We start from the raw sequence: 22066 nt of genomic DNA, 5'->3' as shown, positions 1-22066 counted from the left end.
TGGCTACTGCTCATTAAGCACAATTTGTACTTATGGCAAAAAATTTAAAAGCACTGTACGACACTAAAAATTATTGATTATCTAAAAAAAATAAACTCTCCCGTTTCTTGATTAATTTTAACCAAGTCCTTTTTAAAAGAAAACAACTCTGTTAAACATTTAACTGTTATGTAAAAAACAATAGACGGCGTTGAATCACCTATCATAGTATGCAAATTTCTCACTAACACTGCAAACCCCTTATTTTCATTTTCTAAATAATGAAAATGAAAATATTTTATTCCAAAATCAATCGAAGATTTCCATTTAGGATCAACTCGAGAATCATCATATTCAATTATTAATTCTTTATCAAAATTCTCATCCACTTCTAATTCAATTAATGCATAATAATTATATCCATTAATTCTTTGTCTTATCTTAAAAGATTGATGCATCATCTGTTTTGTTTTTTTGCGGCTTCTTTATATTCATTCCGAACTTGTGTTTTTTCACTTTCACTTAGAATTTTATTATTGCGATAGAGGTCGGTTTTCTCCCAATATGCTTTATTATCCACTAATTGACCGAATTCCCAATCTGTATAACCTTCCGCATCCATTAGGCTTTTGCCTGCTGATTTTGCAGCACGATCTATTTCAAAAAATTCTAAATTAAACTTTATCCTACCGCCTCCATTAACCACGTGATCCATAACTGCTGTAAAAATCTGATCAAATCCCGTTTTGCCTGCTTCGGAAGCGATACCTCCGAACGGATTAGACCAGACATCATGAGGATAGGCCTTTTGCTCTGAAGCAAACTGTTGCAAGGCATTTGGCTTAGCCCTACCAGTTACAGGATCCCGCCCCATATATTCCGACACTCCTAAAGCAACATCAGGCACTGAACCTTTAAGTGTAGGTCTAAACTTAACAAAAGCCCCTATCATAAATGCAGCCTCTCCCCATAACAGCTCGTTTCCTGGGTCCTTTTTTAGTTCCATTGCTAGTGCAACAGGAGAAATTATTATACCCATTGCTACATGCCCAATATTGTTATTGGTCAGAGGGAATTGTACCTGATTTACATATTTATTTTCAAGATGCCCTGCCAATGCCGCTTCAGAAAAAGCACCAAACGTCATACAAGCCGCATTCAAAATACCCACTGCAACTTTCGCAGCGCCTTCAGGTTCAACCTTAGGTCTATGTAAGTTTACGTTCTTATATTTAGGATCAACATTAGGAGCATCTGAATTAATATATTTATTTGGATCAAACGGTTCTAAGCCATCGAGGTCAATAAACTTTATGGGATTATTTCCCGTAAATTGGTATGGTGTATACCATGGATAAGTCTTCGTCAACGGATCCAAACTCAAAAACTTACCCACTCTCGGATCATAGACCCTCATCCCATAATCCTGCTGATTTCCCTCTCCCTTCACTTCATTATCATATTCTTTTCCATTAAACCCATACCTATATCCACCCGAATTAAACACCCTTCCTACCTGTAACATCCCAAATGGATAATAATCCTGCGCACTCACCACCTGCGGATTGAAATAATCAACAGTATTATTATTTGATGACACGCCGAGCTTTTTATCGTTCAATGTCGCCAACACGTTGCCCAGGTGATTGCTTAACTCAAAGAGCTTATTTCCCCGGCCAAAGTTATGACCAAGACCAGTACCCAGCAAGGGCATGGTGGTATCGGCTGGATTGTACTCTTCAGCCACATCAAAACTCCGGCGTAATAACCCAATCCTGCTGCTGCCATACAAGTGCAGCTCCGATTGCGTTAAATGACCTTCATTTACCGATGGCTTACCAGCCTCATATACACTCATTACATTCCCCTGTGCATCCCGCACGTACCATGTCCTGGCAGTATCAGTGGAACCTGACTTAATTATCGCTTTACTAATCCTGTTACCACTGGGATCATAGGTATATGAAATCACAACACTATCACCTTTTACAATCTGCCTGATCTTTCCATATACCGTCCAGCTAATGCTCGTAATGCCTTCTGCATTATCTTTTACCAGGTTACCAATAGCATCATAATCATAATTACCCGCTGTCTGGTTATCGATATCCTCGGTATAATTTCCTGCAGGCACATTATCACTCACATGATCAAGCCTATTGGTCCCCATTACATAACTATAATTCAGGCTGTCCATACCCAACGGTTTACCGGCAAACGTGTTGTTACCATTCCGTTTATATCCTAAAATATTTCCATTGGCATCATAACTGATCCGTTCCTGGAAGTCATTTCGTGGTGTTAAACTTCCCCAGTTAGCGCCTTTTTGCCACGCATCCATTGCCACAATGCGGTTCAACTGGTCATATTGGTAATTATACAACAACGGATTACCTAACTTCTCAATATTCACCGCCATACTGCTTATATTACCATTGAACAACGGACGGTATGCGCCTCCCAACGCCAAATCTAACCCATTATCCATCGGTGTGACCCCGCTGATTGCCTTGTAGTCGCCATTGAAATAATTCAACATTACCTGGTAAGCCGGCTTGCCTACAACACTTCCTGTACTTCCGTCAGCCTTCAATGTGTAGCCGCCGCCAGTTTGCACATCGGGATTAAAGGTTTTTATCCAACCCTGCAAATTATAAGCATGATTAATACCCTGAACCTGCTGCTCTCCCAATATCGTTCTTGCCAATGGTCCATGATCATAATACTGGTAGAATGCATCATTATCCCAGTTGATACTATCGGCACTGGTAAGCACATTTGTAATACGGTTCTCTGCATCATACACATACCTGTGATAGAACGCATCGGATTGCCCGGGCTGATAACTTACCTGGTTTACTTTACCGCTTACCAGATCAAAATCATAAGCGATCTTCTTAAAGCGGTTGCCATTGGCGGCCATCACACCGAACCGGTAATCCTGCACCAGGGTGTCCACATTGCCTAAAATATCATAGGTGTAGTAGGTAGCAGTCGCCGCTTCATTATTACCCAGATCGGTAGCCGTGTTATATAATGCCGTCCACGATACCCGGTTGCGCAGGTTGCGCGTTTTCAGCACCGGTTGTAATGGCGTGTATTCAACATCGTACGTCGTCTTCGTTACCTGCTCTGCCGTTCCCGCGGCATTCGTGAGCCAGGTCTCCAATGAACCCTGGTCCCTGCTGGTGGCATCAACCATAGCCGTACTGCTGGCCAACTGTCCTACTTCGGTGATCCGGCCAATAATATCATATTTCGTATAACTATATTGTATACTGTCTTTTTGCTTCGCATTCTGAGATATGCTCAACCTTCCCAACCTATCGTACCAGAAAGCACTTGTTCCACCGTCAGGGGAATGTTGCGCCACTACCTGGTTCAGCGTATTGTAGCGGTAATCGGTGTAGAGCGTATGTACCGGTACTTTTTCTGTACCTGCAGACCTATACGCCTTTACCTGTTCCAACTCCAATGAATCGGTTATTGGGTTTACACCAGCCGGCGATACCGTACGAATAAGATTACCTGCCTGGTCGTAGTAATATAATGTGTAATGATATTCTTTTTTAGTATAAGTAACCGTAAACGATTCGTAGCGGTAAGCCTGTAAACACTTCTCTATATAGTTCCGTTCAAAAGCGCCGGAAAGTGAATCGGTATACTCCTTGTACAACTCTGTGCCCTTGCTTATCGCAAAGAAAGTACTGTCTGAACAAGCGGTAAACTCTTCTTTATACGGCGGCAATACGGGTTGCGATTTACCGCATAACCTGGGCCCTTCGTAATAATCACGGCATGGCCCCTCGCTCGAACATACCAGCATGGAATCTGTAAGCGTATAAGCAAACCCTGTCAATGTGGTATCAGTATACAGGGGCATTACCTGCTCATCTACTCCTGTGGCCCAGGGCACCCGGTTTACCGGTTCGTCGGTTGCCCCCAGCGTTACATCCTGGTCAAAACAACTGTTGCCGGGATGCAGCGCCAGCATTAACATCTGTTGGTTGTTATCTCCGGCCAAAGTAAACCTGCCTTTATCGTTCTGTGCAATGCGGCCAACGGTTTGCGTTCCTGCCAGATTGGTTTCGCTCGACCACAGCAGCGATCCTGCCGCATCTACCCGCTGCCAGGTAATATGCTGGCTGTTATTACCGGTTTGGGCCACCATATAACCGCCGCCGGCTGCCGGGAATACAGAGGATGTAACCATTCTGTCGCTGCCGGCCGGAATATTGAATCGCTTGTAGGATACTACTTCTCCTGCTTTTGTTAAATGGATAACTCCTGCCTGCGCATTGGTGGTTCCCAATTGCTGCGCACTGTTCACCATGATCATATACCCGTTTTCGGTAGAATATATATCCCTGAACCAGCAACTGCGGGTCGTATCCGCTCCATCGGCATAATGCCAGGATCCCAACAGGCTGCCATTGTCTTTATCCAGGCGGTGCACCACGCCAAAATACCGGTCGCCGAGGTTAGGATCATAAGCAGCCCCACTTACCAGTAAAGTATCAGCCTGTTCTAACAATCCATAGGAAGAAGCTGCATTGTAATTAATGGAATCTGTCATACCGGGCAAACATGCTGTGCTGTTTACCTGTAAACGGCTGGTGCCGAAACGCCGCACCCAGCTAATGTTTCCATCGGGTTGCAGCCTGCTCAACAAAAACTCTCCATGCCCCGCATGCTGGTTATAAATGCCGAGGGCCGCATAACCGCCATCGCTGGTTTGAATAATATCGTAGCCATGTTCGCCAAACGGTGTTCCAAAACCGATCCTTTTTGTCCAGCTTACTTCACCGGCTGCATTTGTTTTTATCACCCACATAGCCCCGGTAGTATAATGGCCCGAATGCGTTGTGCCGATCGCTATATACCCATTGTCGCTGGTACGGCGAACCCGTAATAAAGTATCACTGTTGAGGCCGCCATATTTTTTGGCCCATTGTACATTCCCCAGGCTATCGGTTTTAACCAGCGTTCCATCCCTGGAGGTTATGCCAACACTGCCCGCCATAATATAACCGCCATCCGGCGTTGGTTGAATATCCTGCAATTTACCGGGCTCATTGCCTATGGTATAATACAGGTTCCCGATATGTTGGTCGTCGCAATAAGTTACATTCCCGATAATGGCGGCCGAATCGGCACACTGTTTCAGGAACTGCAGGTACTCCTCCGTCTGCAGGGAATAACCGAGGCGGTTATTCATATAATTCCGGAAGAGATTATTCCGCTTTAGCTGCATAGTATCAGCTGCTTCGGCTATGCGTGGGGTATCGTTAGGGTACTGTTGTTTAAAGTTCTGATATAATTCCTGTACTACCGTGCAGGTGGTACATACTTCTCCCACATTACACTGAAGCGCCGGTGGTAAATAAATGGGACTGGGCAGAAAGGTACAGGTCACTTCGGCATCCGTAGGAATGCCCGGATCGTTACACAGGCTCCTCAAGGTTTGCAGATCGCTCTCGGTCATGGTTACGCCCTGCGTTCTTTGTATATAGGCGGCAAAGTTGGCATCGCCGCTTCCCTGCAATCTACCCACTTTATACATTGAATAGTGATCATTGATCAGCTTACATTCACATTCACGAGGTTTGCTAATTACCGGTTCATAATAATAAGCCGGGCGTTTGTCATACGGCGCCGGCATCGTGATCAGTTCGGCATTACAGTCTACCCCAACGGTAATATTATTATTGGTGTTATAAGTATCCAATATCTCCTGAAAACTGTGGTAGCCCTGGTAGTCAGTTCCGGCTGGCAGGGTGCTCGCCCCGAAAATATGATCGCCATCGCAAGCCTGGCGGCACAAACCTTTTAATAAGGGGAGGATCGTATTTAAAGCAGTTTCGTTATAACAGCCTGACAATTGCGCTCTCCATTGCTCTACCAACGCCGAACAATTGTCATCATACATTTTATTCAGCGCCTGTTGCCCGCCGGCTTTGGCTTCATTCACTTTTTCGGGATCATTGACAAAATCAAGTTTATTTTCAGCGATCGCCTCTTTAATTTCCTTGGTAAAATGTGGCTGGTGGCCTTCATCCATTAGTTCCTTACGCGTAGGTATGCTGGTATAGGCCGGGCTTACAGGGGTACAATCAACCGGATTATTGACCACCTCGTTCACCAGTTCCTGTTTGGCGTTCAGATACATTTGCCGGAATGTTTGCCAGGCCTGGTCAAGGTCGCCATCGCACCAGGTGGTATCAAAATTATGGGCGTGCGTATTGTTGTAATAATTTACACAGGTAGCATTACCCGAATCGCATTTTACCACGGCATTGGCCATGCTCCACATGTTCACCTTAGTTGTCAAAAATCCCTTTTTTAAGGTGATATACTCTTTCAGTTTATTCTCCAGGGCAACCTTCAGTTCCGGACGTAAAGATATTAATGGATCAAGGTTAGCGGCATTAATGCGGTAATGGCTGCTATAGCCGGCAAAGGTGGCATTGCCTGTTGGGTTCAGGTATCCCGAATCACGGGCGTCATAAAAATTTTCCACCTTCTCCATTCTGCGGTCCCACACATTGCTGGCCTTTAACGACTCCAGTAGCTGAAGTTTACAGTACTCAGGGTGATAGGGTAACAATGCTTCTGCCCAGCTGGTGCGGAAGTTTTGGGTGAACTCCGTTTTGTTTAACGTGTTTGGCGCTACCATCATGTCAAACTCGAGGTCATACACTTTGTCAGGCTGACCGTTCGCATCGCGGTAGACTAAATTGCCCAATTTAAATACAGGTACATACAACTCGTCGTTGGGTTTGATATAAAAGATCGAAAACTTATCATCATCGGAACGTATTAACGTATCTGCATACTGTCCATAAGGCGGCGTAAGGTCCTGCAGCATCGCAGCCCGGATGTCATTGTCGGTAGATGCGCTGTCGCCACAGAGGGCATTACAGGCTTCCAGTGCATTTTTATAGGATTGCGCTATTTGCGGTTCATAAAACGCTACCTCTTCCGGGGCAATACCCGTTTGGCTAATAAACTGGTTCCTGTACTGTTCCAGCGTGCCTACACTGGCCCGGCAGCTTTCGCAATCGGGTGCACATTCAGTGTTCTGCTGTGCAATGAGTGTGCGCTGTTCGCTGATAAAATCCTGCAGTGATCTGCAGGTATTATTTGGCAGGTACACACTGTCGCGGTAATAGTTAAAGGCATCCCGGCTTATGGTAAGCCGTTTGGTTACCTGGTAACTGCCGGGGAGGAGGTTTAAAGTAAAATCGAAGTTCACCGGCGAGGGGGTGCAGTTGGGTGTAATAGCTCCCAGTGAAAAATTATGCAGCACCGTATCGAAAGCCTTGTTGCCTGGCAGTAACTGGTTGTTGCAATTATCGGTGATCGTTATCTGCAGATCGTACAGGCAGGAGTAACAAATATTCTGCGTATCGCAGTTTTGCTCTATCAGCGACGCCGGATCTAATTTATATTTAAAGGTATGGTCGCCCGCTTTTGACACCACCAGGGACTTCTGGCTTAACAGGTCCCAGTTCTGAATGAACCTTCCTGCGGAATCGACCAGGTTTTCGGTGACCTGCCGGCTGGTGTTTGACGCTAATGGCGTCATACCGGCCGGTTCTTCGCCGGCCAGTCCGGTAGCAATGGTGCGGCCATGCATATCTACATAACTGATGCTGAACTGTCCATTGGCATCCTGCACCATATTTTTAAAATAATGTGACGCATCGCCAACATCGGTTCCAAACAAGGCATCCAGCTCTTTTTGATCGGGTGTACCATAAAAATATTTTGTTTCGTGTCCGTTACCCAGTTGATGAGCAGCCCCCACCCCGCCCTGGCGGCTGATGCGGCCGGTATTATCGGGGGTATATTCGGTTTCGGTAAAGGGATAATTTTCCGCATCGGGAATGAACTGGTTCATGCCGATGGTTTTCTTTGGGTTGTTGGGTGAATAATACAGGCTCGCCCCTGAGGTTGAACTCAAGGGACCGGCATGGGCATTACAATACAGATCGGGGCTGATCAGCGTATCAAAATTACTTTGAGTATATTCCGGATTATTGATGCTCACATTAAACCCGGCCGTATATTGAATTACGCTACTGAGCGAAGGCGCCGGCATCACCTGGATGGCCGGCCGGCCCTGGTAGTCATAAAAGGTTTCTGCAACAATTACATTATTATTGGTATTGTCTTTTGTCACGGTCTGGCGGCTGCGCAATCCGCCGTCAAAATACTGCACCACCACTTTGCGTTTTCCTTCTTCGGCAAAACTGATGTTCGATTGCCAGTTCAGCGGCCGTTCATGGCCGGTAAACGCGTACTGCCCCATTACTGAACTCCAGTTGGCAGCCAGTACCGAATTAGATTCACCGATCTGAACCGGACGCACGCGAATGAACAATGTTCCATTATTATCATACATCAATGGAATATTGTAGGTATTACCAGAGGTACTAACGCGGGTGGCATTGTGATAGAAGATCAATGCCTGATCAAATGTGCCACCGGTCTTATAGCGCTCATAAGCAGATGCATCTACATAGGTCCACTCCAGGTCATACTGATCGGCGCCGCGTATGGCTGTCCAGCTTACCGGCAATTCATCGGCAGTATCGGCAACAGGCGTAACCGTGATACTGGTTACGGTATTGGTGCAGGAGAAAATATATTTAGGTTTAGCGGTCAACTGATTCTCGACCATGAGCACAGACGATACATTCCAGGTAGCGCCGTTTGAATCAACCTCCAGTATCTTAACCGTTACTTTTCGCCCGCCGTAAAACACAAAGTTATTCCGGGCGTTATACACATTTCCCGTATCATAGGTAACTGTAAAATCCTTTATAACGGAAGCCGTATCGGAACCGTTACTATAAGAAATTAGCAGCTTCACTCTTACCTCAAAAGCCGTACGCATATATACGTTCGAAGCTTCATTTATTTTCAGGGTAATTACGTTTTGTACCGAATACCCGGTATCAACCCCAATAGCGGCGGCATTGAAGAAAGCGGAATCTTCCACAGTGACCGAGGAATCTTTATGCACCTGGTTTTTACTGCCGTCGAGTATAGCTTTTGCCACTACGCCGCCGCCATCGCCGGCGCGGGCAATAGCAGCCATACAAACAAAGCCTATAAGTAATAATATGCGGTAAAAGGAATGGGTCTGCATTTGGTTGTCTTTTGTATTCTATGTACTTCTTCCAATTCTTGTATGGCTCTTCATTGATTCTCTTGCCACACGGGTAAGGCTACAGTTTCGATGACGCCAGAAATACCTGGTAATCTTTATACTTTTCCGATGGCTCATATTGTCCCTGCCCAAGCCGGGTAAAATACCCGCCTTCATTGAACAGCGCATCGGAAAATTGTCCCTGCCGGTAATCAGTGAACAGTATCTCTATACGGCCTTCGGCCTGGTAAATTCCATTTCCGCCCTGCCCTATCACCTGGTCTTTTTCAACAAGGCCATCGGTATACAACTCATACAACACCCTTTGCACAAAGCCTGTTTTCTCGTCTATGACCATTGTTATATTCTTATAAGGTTGACCGGGCGGAAAATTCAATACCAGTGTAGACTGCGATTTGTTATGCGTCACCTGTGCTTTGATGCCTTCAAAATGAGCCAGGGCACTGTCAAGCATCGCTAATGGATCGGCCATTTGCGCAGGCTGCGGTGTAGACAAATAGATCAGTTTCTCATCATGGTCAACCCGTATCGTATACTTATCGTTGGTTACCGTCTCCACCTCTTCTATTATAAACCGCATGCGGTTCTTATCCATTGCCACTTCGCCCTGAATGGTATCGATATAACGCTGCGGATTATCTTTATTCGCATACCGGTACTTTACATGAAAACTCAGGTATGCGGCCGACTTGTACGCCTGTTGCACTTTCTGCATAAACTGTTTTACCGCACCGGCGGTATCTCTCTCATAGCGCGGCGCTGCTCCTCCCGCTCTGCCTGACAGTAGAAAAACTGCTATCGTTAATAATGCACAAAGCTGTTTCATATAATGAGTTTATATAGTCAATTAATTCTTACGCATTGCCAATTGCCCATTGCCTATTGTTCTTCCTTCAACAATGCGCTCCTGCTTTCCTTAATAGTTTGCACACCCCGCTCTGTTTCCTTCTTCACGCGCACCAGGGTACCATCGTCATCATATTCATACATGGTGGCGTAATTGTTCTCATCCAGTTCTGCCATCAGCCGCAGGTTCACCGCGTTGTATACAAACGATTTCATTTGTGCATTGTAGGGATGAATACGGATATCGTCGAAATAAGTAGTGGCCGAATCCGATGCCTGTAACGTCAGGGTCATTTGGGTGGCATTCACCGGAATATCTACAACTGCTTCATACCGTTGCCAGCCTTCAACCAGGTTGCCCGAGGGACTTAACTGAATGGTATTGATATTACCTCCTACCATAAAGCCAACCAGAATATGATTGCGGGTATAGCTTTTACACTGGCAGCTATTCTCTTCTTTTACCCAACCGCCAACGATCACTTTTTTGCCGGCTATCGGGGCAAAGTTTGGCAGGATCGTACTCTTTGAAGCCAGCATACCTTTGAGCTTGCCGCCGCAGGCGCCTGATTCTACAGAAGACGCCAGCGTGGCAATCACTCCATCGGCTGCCGGTTGCAGACCGGCTGAAATACTCACCAGGTTATCCTCTTCTACTTTCAAACTATACAGTCCCGTATGCGACTGTACTGTAGTGAAATCTGCCTTGTGGGCCGACCAGTCGAACGACCTGGCAACCGGACAGGCATTATCACAATTATTTGTTTCAAAGTCATAATCTTCAAACCCCTCGTATGCGCCTTCCTGGAAATGGCTGTTCTGTAATACCGCTACCGGCAATGTTAAACCGTAACCATAGATACCGGCATTGTAACGGCCGAGCGGATCTTTGTTTTCCAGCTCAAAACCTTTTCGGTTAAAGAGCGTGGTTTGCGCATTCCATACCCAGCGGGTGGTGTCATATGAAGGCTGCCAGTTATTGTTTTGCAGTATCCAGAAGGGTGAAAAATCTTTTATCACTCCATTAGTACGGGTATTTATTGGTTGTAATGGATCAGATTCCATGCGGCGGCTGTAATACACAAAACTGCGCAGTGGGCGGTAATTACCCAATATACCGTATTGATAGGGGTTAACCGTAGTATCTGTAACAGCACTGTAACACAAACTGCTGCTGATATTCGTACATTGTAACGTAGCATTATAAACAAGTTTCGCACCCATGGTATCTACGTCTGGCGGATACACCACATAAGTCACTTCCATCACCGGCCATTTCGATTGATCGGGATACCGTTGCGAATAAAGGGTTGAATAATAATTTCCATAACCGCTTTGCATGTATCCCGGCGCTTCTTCGTAGCCTTCACCGTAACCGGAAACATTTGTATGAAAGTCCTTCGATCCCTGCGCCAATATGAATGAGGTGGATGAATAGAGATAATCCCGGTAGCCTTCGAGATACTCTTTTACATCTATAGTATCATTTTGAAATGGCACCATCCTTCTTACCTCTCTATGCCAGGGACTGGTGGTCAATTGATCGTGGAACGATTCCAGTGATACCGTGGGGAACCAGCCTGAAGCGGAAAGCGACACACTCAGGGAATCAACCGGGTTTACCGAGTTGGCATTGGGCCATGACGAATGATGCCCGCGCTGATCGGCCTGTAAAATAAGCCGGGCGGCTAAAATTTCGGCGGTTTCCGGGATCTGTCTTACATTGTTGAACCGCATAATTGAAATGGCATTGCGCTCAAGCCCGCCAATGTTGAGATTGGTTTCAACCAACAACCGGTCAGATGTTGAGTCGATCGTCGTAAGCGAATCCCTGAACGTTGGACAGTTCTGGTTCGACAACAGGCTGGCAGAAAAATCAGGCGCTATACGAACAGTTATCGTATCAGGTTCGGGGATCACTACATTGGGCTTTTTAAATACAACTCCTTCCGAAGTACAGGCACTGGCCGTCATTTCATTGAATGATGTATTGGTATATGGGTTACGGCGTTCCAGTGTTATCAGCACGTCGCCGATCAAACATTTATACTCCGGGCCGTTAGGATCATCCGTAACCGGTTTGAACACCCTGTTCAGGTTATCCTTTAAGATGGGACAATTGTCTACGTTAATAGATGTTCCGTTTAATAACTGGCTTATCGTTCGCCTTTTTACAAATAGCTGGTTCGTAGAAATTAAATGTGCAAAGAAAGGCTGCAGGCAGGAGCAGGCCTCATTGGCAAACCTGGCGCTGTCTGCCGATGTGGGGAAACAGTCCTTCACAAGATCCATTTTTCTTCTATCGGCCACCTTCCAGTATTGCGCCATTTCACTGGCGCCTGCATTTACAACACGGGTAGCGGTATCGAATACCAGCCTGTATTTTCCGTCACCCCCCCGCACCAGCGGACTGCGCAATGACATTACCGAACCTACGGCCCCATTCATATTACGCCGGCCCGAACGGGTTACTTTTATGGTTACATCGTTGCCGGAAAATGGTGTTCCATTCCTGTCAACCAAATACAGCTGCGGCGCTCCGCCATGAACCGTATTCGTATCGACTACCCACAACCTGTAACTATCGGGGAAACTGGCGGTATCACCTACATTACACCCGGTTGCGCCAATGGATTCTTTACTGTACACCAGTAATTCATCGCCACCGGTAAGGATCGTATCCTGGCCCACGCTCTGGGTTATTTTACCATTCTTTATTTCCAGGTTCTTTAAAATAGCGCCGATATTGCGGTAGGCAGGCCCCATGCCATTGTACACCCAATGCGCAGGATATGTAAAATTGTAAACCGGATCATTGAACTCGTTTTGTGTTCGCGTAAGTAATGGATCACCGGTTTCTGCATCGTACATCATATTTTTTGTGGAGATCTTGCTGCCTTTGTCAATGACCACCACGCTATCGATAATTCCATACCGGTAGATCACTTTTGTCATGGCTGCAGAGCGGAACTGGTTGGTCTCTTTCTGGAAGAGATTCAACAGCGCAGGAACGATAGCAGGGAAATTCCCCACGGTGAACATGTCGGTATTCACATTGACGTTGGCGCCGATGGCAACAGAGGTCTGGTCGCGCATATCGGCCATCAGTTCAACGTCCTTCCCAATAGTAGCCGTTGTATCAATATTTCCGAATGGATCGATGGTTGTAACCACATTGTTCAAACGCTTCGAGGTTACAGCTCCATTGTCGACCCGGTAAAAATTCTCGGTATAGGACACCGGGTTTTTGGGATCGTTCTCGGCATAGCTGGCTTCCGAGCGCAGCTTTCCATTCATATCGTTCAGCTCCACTTTAAAGCCCTGTGAAATGGAGAGAAAACTTTTTGAATCTATACGCAGGAAATTCCTAAGCAAAGGTTTATATCGCTTCTTGGTATCGTTATCGAATACCGTCCAGTCCCAGCGGGTTGGAAAATCATATGTCGTATAGAACCTGGTTTCTGCATACCCATTGGCTGAGCGGGTTTTATCGGTGTGAATACTTCTTACGCGCACTTTGCTATACCCTACGGATGCACCCGGGAAAAACGCCTCACCCAACGGCTCTTCACTATACTGGGCTGCTGTAGGAGCCAGTACCGACATCCGCTCCTGGTACTCGATGGGCAGGTGGAAAGGATTTTCTTCCGCCCCGATCACAGGTTCCCAGGAAGCTACCCCACTGCTTACCCGTGTTTCTTTTCCGTTTATGGTTTGTACTGTTGTGTAATCATAGTTTTGTCCGTATACTGTTTCTTTCTTCTTCGTCATGGCATTCCAGTGGTCATAGATCAGGACGGTCTTAACGCGTAACCCGCCGCCTAACTTCTTACCGGTGGGGCAATTCAACCGTACGTATGAACGTTCGGGTGAGGTATGAGCAGCTACGTTCTTCAATCGCACTGTTTTATTGAAGCCGAGCAGCATATTTGATATTTCGGATAAAGAGGGAACCAATGCCCGCACGGCATCCAGGGGATTCAGTTTATCGCCGGGTTCTGAACGGTAATATGCTTTGGAAGGCAGGTTCAACCGCAGGTAATTAATAGCAGCCTGGGCCAGCGGGCTCAGGGAACCGCCACCATCGCCGTCATTGTTCACACCGGTCACTTTGATCCAGATAATGTTCGGATCGTCGGTAAACCCGTACCATTCGCCGGAAGCAACATCAGGTTCCGCATAGCAAGGCACATATTCAGAACCGGAGCCATAACCATCATTGGCCGGCATGGTCACAAATAACCTGAAGTATAATTTGGTCAATCCTTCCAGGTACCGCGCATACAGCTCCTGTTTGGTGTTTACGGCTACGGGGATCTTTACATACACAAACTTATGATCATGGATACTTAAGTCGGCATCCACTGAATATAACCTATCGCTTATATGACCAGGGCCTGTTCTTCCAAACCCTGCCAGTTGCATCATCTGCGTTGCACGCCTGTTCTGTACAAAGGCATAATCATCACTTTCGTATTTCACTTTTATGCGCCCGCCGGAAGGCATTTTTATAGAGTCCAGCATCCAGGCGGCAGCATTAAAGGCAGCCTGAGCACTGTCTTGTATGGCATATGGATAATCGGCATTGCTTAACGGTCTTTGTGCCGTAGCATTCGGATTTTGTGCCGGATCTTTATAGGTCCCCCATTTATCGGTAGCATTGGAAATGTACCGGGGATTGTTATTATGATAGTAAAATACGTATGGGTTCAGCTTTCCTTTATCATTACCATTATAGGTAAACCAGATCTTTTTCAGGGTCAATTTTCCCGAGTCGTTGCCCGCGCCGTTACCATATTTATTAATGCCCCGGCACAACTCATAACTATATTCAAAATGAACAGTCTTAACGGGCGTGGGATTGAGCGGATTTTTTAAGAAATCTGCTTTTGAATACAGATCGATCTGTTTAAGACAAAAAGCTTTTCCACTGTTCGATTTTACGCCTTTTTCACTGATCGCCTGCAGGTCTTCGCGGTGTTGGAGGGTAAAAGTGGCGATCATGGTCTTCGATTCAATGGAATGCAGGTACCACATTTCTTTTTTGCCACTGATATAATGCGCTTTATCATCGCGGTTATAGGTCTTCAGCCCTTCACTGTAATTGGCACTGTCGTTATAAGGGGCCCGCCATTCGTAGGGATTTGCAATACCGGCGCTTTTTGCGTAATTGAATTTAACCGCATCTCCCTGGTCATCATCGCTTATGCCATTACCGGTTATGTCAACATAATCGGGCGATAATATACCTGTTAGTAAAAAAGAATGCGCATAGGCCGGTGTTTCGGTTCTGCTATAATAACCCGATTTGGGAACGTCGTTTTTGACGCTATTTTCCTCGTCAGAGAACGCCGTCATGCCGGTAAGGTCGTTCTGCCGCTCATCTTTTTTAACAGAGAAGCTTACTTCCTTCTGTTGAATATTATATACCGGGATGCCATATACATACCGGCGGCCATCAGGATTCAATACATCTATCTCAGAGATATGACTGCTTTTACGGAAATTATTCACCCGGTCTTCCCGCGTAATAACCTCGTCAACAACGGCCGTATCGACAAATATGGGTGGATACAGGTATTTCGTTGGCACCGGATCATGATGTTCATAACTAAAAGGTCGATTGGGCACATCGGGTCTTCTCCATGCGAGGTGCATGATCGCCTTTCCGCCAATCTCAATGAAGTCTATCCGGATCTTATAAAAATGGCCTTTTACCAGGTTGAGCTGAACACCCTTCCAGCCGTCTGAAGGGCGCTTCCACTCGTCGATCACCAGAGTATCATTTACCCACAAGCGATAATAATCATCGCCCCTGATGCCAATATCGTATGTGCCGGATACCGGAGCCTTCAGGCGTCCCAGCCAGCGGGTTGAGAAATTATCACCCGGAAAATTTTTAAACGGAGTTTTTTTATTCTCTACATAAAAAAAGACATCCTTGTCCAAACCTGATTTCCAGGCTGGTCCTTTAAACTGGTTATTGTCATAAAAATAAGCCATCAAACCGGTACCAATGCCCCCGGTATCTTCAACAGAAATATCGTCGCAATGGCGGGAACCAAACTTGTTTATGGTATGATGATAAATGTATTTATCCAACCCGGCCACACTTGCTTCCTGTGCCGTGAGGTATGAAATAACCTGTGTTCGTTTATCGCGGGTATTCCGTACCGCATTTGCCGCATTGAGGTCAACACTACCCACTTCTTTTTTTCCGCTGTAGCGGTTAAGGGTATTGGATGCAACGATCGTGGGTGTGTTTCTGCCGCTTTGCGCCAGCGCGGGCGCCACTACATCATCGCCGCCAATGGCATCATAAAAAGCGGTTGTATTGATCGCTTTTTCTGCCGGATTACGGAAATAAGCCGCTTCAAAAAGCCGGTTGCTGCTTTTAAAATTGATCGTATTCCCCAGCGTATTTTCCGCTTCCCAGGGGCCTGTTTGCGTGTAAGAATAGTTTAAATTCAAATCAAACCCGGCATGAACGGTTTGGCCTATCCCAACATCAACACTCATTCTATCTGAACGGGTTTTACTGCGGATCCTGTGGTCAGCAATAAATCCGATATCGCCACGATAAGGCCTGAAGCTACCCCCCGTACCTTCACCTGCTATAGAGAACACATCGTAAGTGTAAGAAGGAACTGCAATATGTGGAATGGCAGGTTTTTCCCGGTAGATCAATTCTTTTTCCCGGTTGAAATCGGTTAACGCGTCGCGGTTACCCACCATATTCTGGTAATTGAGATAACCAAATACCGGAATTGACACAGAGGTATCGGCAGATGCTACATATTCGCTCCCCCAGTATCCGCTTACGAATACAGATTTATTCAGCCCATTAAATTCCTTGCCAACTTTTATAGTTACACTTTGATTATAATTGGTCATGGGCATGGTGATCGTTGGCGAATAGGTTGGCCAGGCAAACGTTATTCCCCCCGGTATTTCTTCACCATGTCTTTTGATCCTGGCATTTGCACCAAGTCCTAATTGAATAGCTTTAAGACCAGTCCTTGAATTATATGGAGCAGATAACGAGATGCCACCACCGGCCATGATATTCTCATTTTTGGTATGCGCCAGATATTGGTACGACAAACTGGGGTTTATAGAAACGCCATCCTGGGTATTATTGGTCATTGAAAGCCCGCCGGCCAGGGTACCGAATGATTTTGTACCCGCATTTATAGAAGCATTCAATGCCCGTTCAAATCCCCAACCTTTGTAAGTGTTATGGAAAATCCCGAAACTGGCGCCAAGGCCTATTTTAACAGTATCGCCGCTTTTCATCTGGTCTTTCGACAACCCGAATAATTCAATATCTCCTCCCACCGTTACCCCCCAATTCTCATTGGCCCTTATATGCGACACTTTCTTCATAGTATCACTCCCCCCATTAAAATCATCCGGCACCCCGCGCATATTACGGGTAATGGAACCCGGGTTAATATTCCAGCCCAGCCCTACCCAGCTTGCTTCCTCATCCATGGTAATACCACTGTGGTAAGCAATATTCACCGGGTAACCGCCTACATCGAGCAATGGTATGTTATAACTGAAGTCGCCGGTGAACAGGTCAACCATATTGTTGCTGTTGACCGAACTGAACGACTGGCTCTCGGGTTGGGTTGGGCCGCCGATGAAGGCAGCCTCCCCCCGCCGGCCTCCCCCATGCCCTCCCGACAAGTCGGGACAAGCTCTCCGGTGGAGGGGGAATTGGGCATCCCTCTGATTAATCTTGTCAGATTTCACTAAAGCATTAGTCCATAGCTGTCCGTAATTACCACTATACATTTTAAGCGTTGGCATATTTGTATTAGCTCCACGCTTATAAAAAGAGATTCGCTCTGCTATCGTCAGTTGAACAAATGAAATGCTCAACAGGAATAAGGCTATGTGCTTCTGGTACCTTAATGCTAAACTCAATATCATAGTTCGGGGAATATTATAGTTCTACTATTGTTATGCAAGTTCTTTATTTCAAATCCGCTCGCACTGTTTTCAATCGCCTACTTGTTCACTGTGAATTTTACCGTCCAGGTTTCATTTCGGCTGTTCGTAAACTTTAACAGGTAAACTTTACCTGATTGTATTTTCCTGTTATTACGCAACGGCACCTGTAATTGATTGGGACCAAACCGCAAAGCGAGGTCACCTTCCTGTACCACCGGGTTACCGGCTTCCTCAATACCGGTGATGGTATATTTTACCGCAGAATCAGCCGCTGCATTATCATAAGTTATACGCAGCACATTACCTGCTGTCGCGATCACGGCATCCTGTGCACGCTTTACTTCTACAAATGGCGTTTCTATTACTTTGCCGGGCTCCGGTATTGTTTTCGTTACGCGGAACGTCCAGATATCGCTCAGGGCTACTGGTTTGCCACTGTTCATAGCCACCACCCGCCAGGCATATACTTTGCCCGTATCCAGGGACCTTGTTGATGCCGGATAATTCCAGAAAAGGTCTTTCGTATACACCGAAGCGTTTAGTGGAATATTCTGTTGTATGGCATCCGCTTTGCCCTGTCCGGGCAGTACTTCAACAATTGCAATGGCATATCCCAGATCGTTGAATAAACCAATAGGCGTAGGCGGCAGCCAGGTGAATTGCGGGTAAGGCGTTATCAGGTTATCTTCATTGGCAGGTGTATTCAGCAGGGGCGGACTTAACGGGTCTACATTAACCGGAATACAATTTTCAACCAATGTGAAATTTCCCTTATCGGCGCTCACTACTGTATAACAGGCCAGGTAGCGGCCTGCAGGCAGCATGCCGTTGGGATCCATATCTACTTTTGCGGCAGGAATACTATAGGTATACTGAACCGGCGAAACATCCCGGGCCTGCAATTGCCGGGCGCCTTTACTCAAAGAAACGGGCGCAGTAGTGGCATTCATTACAGGCTGGTTCGTTTGCACATCGAGCAATACCAGGTTTACCCTAACCAGTTGTGTGGTATTGCCGGCGTTTACCAGCACCAGGTTCCATAACTGGTTCTTTACTAAAACGCCTGCCGGCGGCACCTGTAGCGTCATGCTTATCTGTGCATGCGATGTATACATAACACCCAATAACAGTAAACAAAACAGTATCCGATTTCTAAACATAATATCCTGTTCAAAATGTTTTAAAATAAGTTGCCCGGCCGGTATTGTTCGGCATAAGCTGTTTATTCATGCCGGGAATAAATCCCTTTTCGGCTGAAAATTGAATTTGTCCAACTTTAGGTATCTGTAACGAAGTCTCGGCAGAATAGCCCAGTTGCTCTATATTGAATTCCGTTTGATAATTATATTTTATACCACCCCCTACCGCTATATATTTATTGATATTGTACAACGCTTTTCCTTCCAGTGTATACAGCTTATAATCCTGGTTGAACGCGCCGGAGGCATTGGCCTGCAGCGTCAGTTGCTGCAAGAATGCAGACTGGCTCAATAACAGGTTCTTTGTATTGAAGTATACAAAGCCGGAATCCGTTGAACGGTTATAGAATTGTGTATACACCATTGCTGAATTCATCATCAGTTGACGTACTTTATAAGAATGGGTCACATTGCCGGTAAGGGTGTAAAAGAGATTTTCCTGGTAAAGCCCATCACCCAGTTTTGTGATCTGGCTGCTGGGGAAATAACCCAGCGATATTACCGGCCATTTATTTTTTCGTAAAGTTGCCTGTACGCTTTTAAACACAGTGGTACTTTTATACTGGCTTCCGATGAAAGGATTACTGAAGTCGTTGGTATTGGCGCCCAGCGTCAATGTCAATTGTCGTTTAAAAAACAATTGTTGTATACTGGCGCTCCAGGCGGTTTGGGCCGAACCATCGGTAAATGTGCTGAACGATTGAAAATTTGCGCCCAGTCTTTTAAAAGTACCCCTTACCGTGGTTTGTGTTTTCGGGAAGAAGGCATCGGCCTTTAGTGAATAGGCTTCATTGTGCCGATTGCTTAATTCAAGCATCTGGGACGGCAGACTGCTTTTACCCGATGAATCTTTTGCATATACCGGGTAAGATGATTTGGCCACCTCGGCCGTGAACATAATATTTTTTGTAAGCCGGTATGTTCCTTCAACGGTAAAACCCATTAATGCCGATGAAGGTGTTTGTGTTTGTACCTGTTGCGAATCTACCGTACCGGCATTGTACAACTGCCTGCGGCCCCCAAACCAGGTAAATATTATATTGTTTCCATCTTTCAGCCCCCGGCCATACCGCAATACGGTAAGGTATTGATTGGACTGCTTAGGCCCTTTCACAATAAAATCGCGAAAACGATAGTCAACGCTGCCAGTTGCCACTGCGTAGTAAGCATCCGGATTATATTCGGCCTGGAGGCCATTCACGGAAATATTCTTTGCCGATAGTTCGGAATAATTCACCACCGTTCGGCCAATACCAAAAGAACGAATAGCCATTAATGTTTTATATCCTTTGGGAAGAATGGAATCGCCGATCTGGTTTTCTACCATGATCTCCTTCAATTTCGCCGGGCTTTTAGCCTGCTCAATATCGCGGCATACTTTATTGATTGTTTCCCGGGATTGTCCTTTGGCCGATTTGATCATTTGCTGCAAAACAACCACACGTGCACGTAATGAATCGGCCTGTTGTTTCTTTTGGGTATACTGTTGATAAATAGATAAAGAATCAAGGCTTAACCAGGCCAGTCCAGTATCTTTAACCGTGTTGGTTTCCGGCGCCTGCAACTTAAGTGTTGCCTTTACAGAATCACGCCAGGCTTTTTCTCTTGCCTCCACCATCTTTTGAATAAGTCCGGGATTTTTAATCCATCCATCCAGCACTTTTAATTTTTTTATTGTAGCGACCAGTTCATACTGAAGACTGTCAGGCACTGCCGGAGAAGGCAAAGAAGCCAGGAATTTTTCCCTTATCTGTGTTTTTATCTTTTGCGTGAATTGGGTATTGTTATAATTAAAATTGAGATCGGAAAAATTCCGGAACAATTTCGAATTGGTAAAGCGGTTAGTAAGATAGATCCGCATAGGGTATTGTCCTTTAACGGTTACATCGAGATACGTTTGCACGGTATGCTGGTAAATATCCTGCTCGTTATATGGCGTATCGATATTCGAATAATAATTCACGTTGTACATTACATTGCCATGCACCTGCAGAAATGGAATTCGCTGCGGCTTTGCCGGTTCAACCGGCGCCATCTTCTTTACCGGCTCTCTTACCACCGGCACATATATATAAGCATAAACAGGAACATTGACCACCGATTTGCAATTGCGCTGTTCGGGTAACCACACGGAAGGTTCATCATCTTCCGGTTCAGCGATTGAATCGGCGGCTGCAAGCCGTTTAGGAACCAATGTATCAACCGCATATATTGCTGCACCTTCACCCTGTTTAACAGGCAGGTGCTGCAGCACATTTTTAGTTGATGTAAGAACGGTATCCTTCACAGCGTTTATATTATCTCTCGCATTTAACAAAAGCGGTTTGCCAAGCCTGTTAATATCAGGCTTCCGGAGCTGACTATACGCCGTCAAACTGTTATACAGTATAAGCAATATGATCCCTATCCACTTTTGCAAACGAAAAGTTTATACAGTTAATAAAAGTCAATACAATATCATGCTGCTGTCTTCAACAGCAGTTTACTGGAAATAAAATCCTTGATATAAGCAATACAATGCTTACGGTCACAAGCTCTAAACCTGAACTAAAAAGTTGAGGCAAAAGGTTGCAGCTTACTTAAAACAGTGGCTTTAAGCAATAACTAAAATAACACCATTGATTACGGCTAATGCTTATACATAGCAGGTTACCTGAAGAAGTAATTGTAAATGGAATGATAATAATCCTGAAATATTACCAGACAAGATCGAAGTTCCATACTACAAATCATAAACAGGTTTGGTTGGGTTATTGAAAATAGTTTCCGGGTTCTTTTGGAGAGAGTGCTATGTTGCAAATATAATATACGAAATGATCCGCTAATAATTTTCCTGTTAGATTTTAGTTACCAAGTTAAACACATTTACACATCCGGTATGCATAAGTGTTAATAAACCGGAGCG

General features: G+C 45.6%; 6 protein-coding genes. All 6 read right to left on the bottom strand.

Annotation, left to right across the window (positions count from 1 at the left end; translation table 11 throughout):
- Positions 1–77 precede the first annotated feature (77 nt).
- The 6 genes from A4R26_RS19150 to A4R26_RS19125 all read right to left on the bottom strand — a co-directional run bounded on the left by A4R26_RS19150 (position 78) and on the right by A4R26_RS19125 (position 21448).
- Positions 78–440 carry a hypothetical protein gene (locus A4R26_RS19150; RefSeq protein WP_081166642.1) on the bottom strand — a complete coding sequence of 121 codons (363 nt, stop codon included), beginning with the start codon at positions 438–440 and terminating at the stop codon, positions 78–80.
- Complete coding sequence (locus A4R26_RS19145) at positions 437–9136, bottom strand: RHS repeat-associated core domain-containing protein (RefSeq protein WP_081166637.1); 8700 nt, start codon at positions 9134–9136, stop codon at positions 437–439. Before A4R26_RS19145 ends, A4R26_RS19150 begins: the two co-directional genes overlap by 4 nt.
- A gap of 79 nt (positions 9137–9215) precedes the next feature.
- A complete protein-coding gene (locus A4R26_RS19140) occupies positions 9216–9983 on the bottom strand; it encodes a LolA3 family protein (protein WP_081166633.1) in 768 nt (255 codons plus the stop codon).
- Between the two features lie 53 nt (positions 9984–10036).
- Positions 10037–17593 (bottom strand): PA14 domain-containing protein, encoded by a 7557-nt coding sequence (locus tag A4R26_RS19135; protein WP_165760333.1) that lies wholly within the window; start codon positions 17591–17593, stop codon positions 10037–10039.
- Between the two features lie 425 nt (positions 17594–18018).
- Positions 18019–19077, bottom strand: coding sequence for a hypothetical protein (locus A4R26_RS19130; RefSeq protein ID WP_165760332.1), 1059 nt, complete (start codon positions 19075–19077; stop codon positions 18019–18021).
- Positions 19078–19132: 55 nt separating this feature from the next.
- On the bottom strand, positions 19133–21448 hold the full coding sequence (locus A4R26_RS19125) for a hypothetical protein (RefSeq protein WP_133054730.1): 2316 nt from the start codon (positions 21446–21448) through the stop codon (positions 19133–19135).
- Between the last annotated feature and the right edge of the window lie 618 nt (positions 21449–22066).

Origin of the sequence: Niastella populi, assembly GCF_002078015.1 — a bacterium.
GTDB lineage: Bacteria > Bacteroidota > Bacteroidia > Chitinophagales > Chitinophagaceae > Niastella > Niastella populi.
Note: the sequence above shows the minus strand (reverse complement) of the source record. Positions and strands in the feature narration are given on the sequence as shown.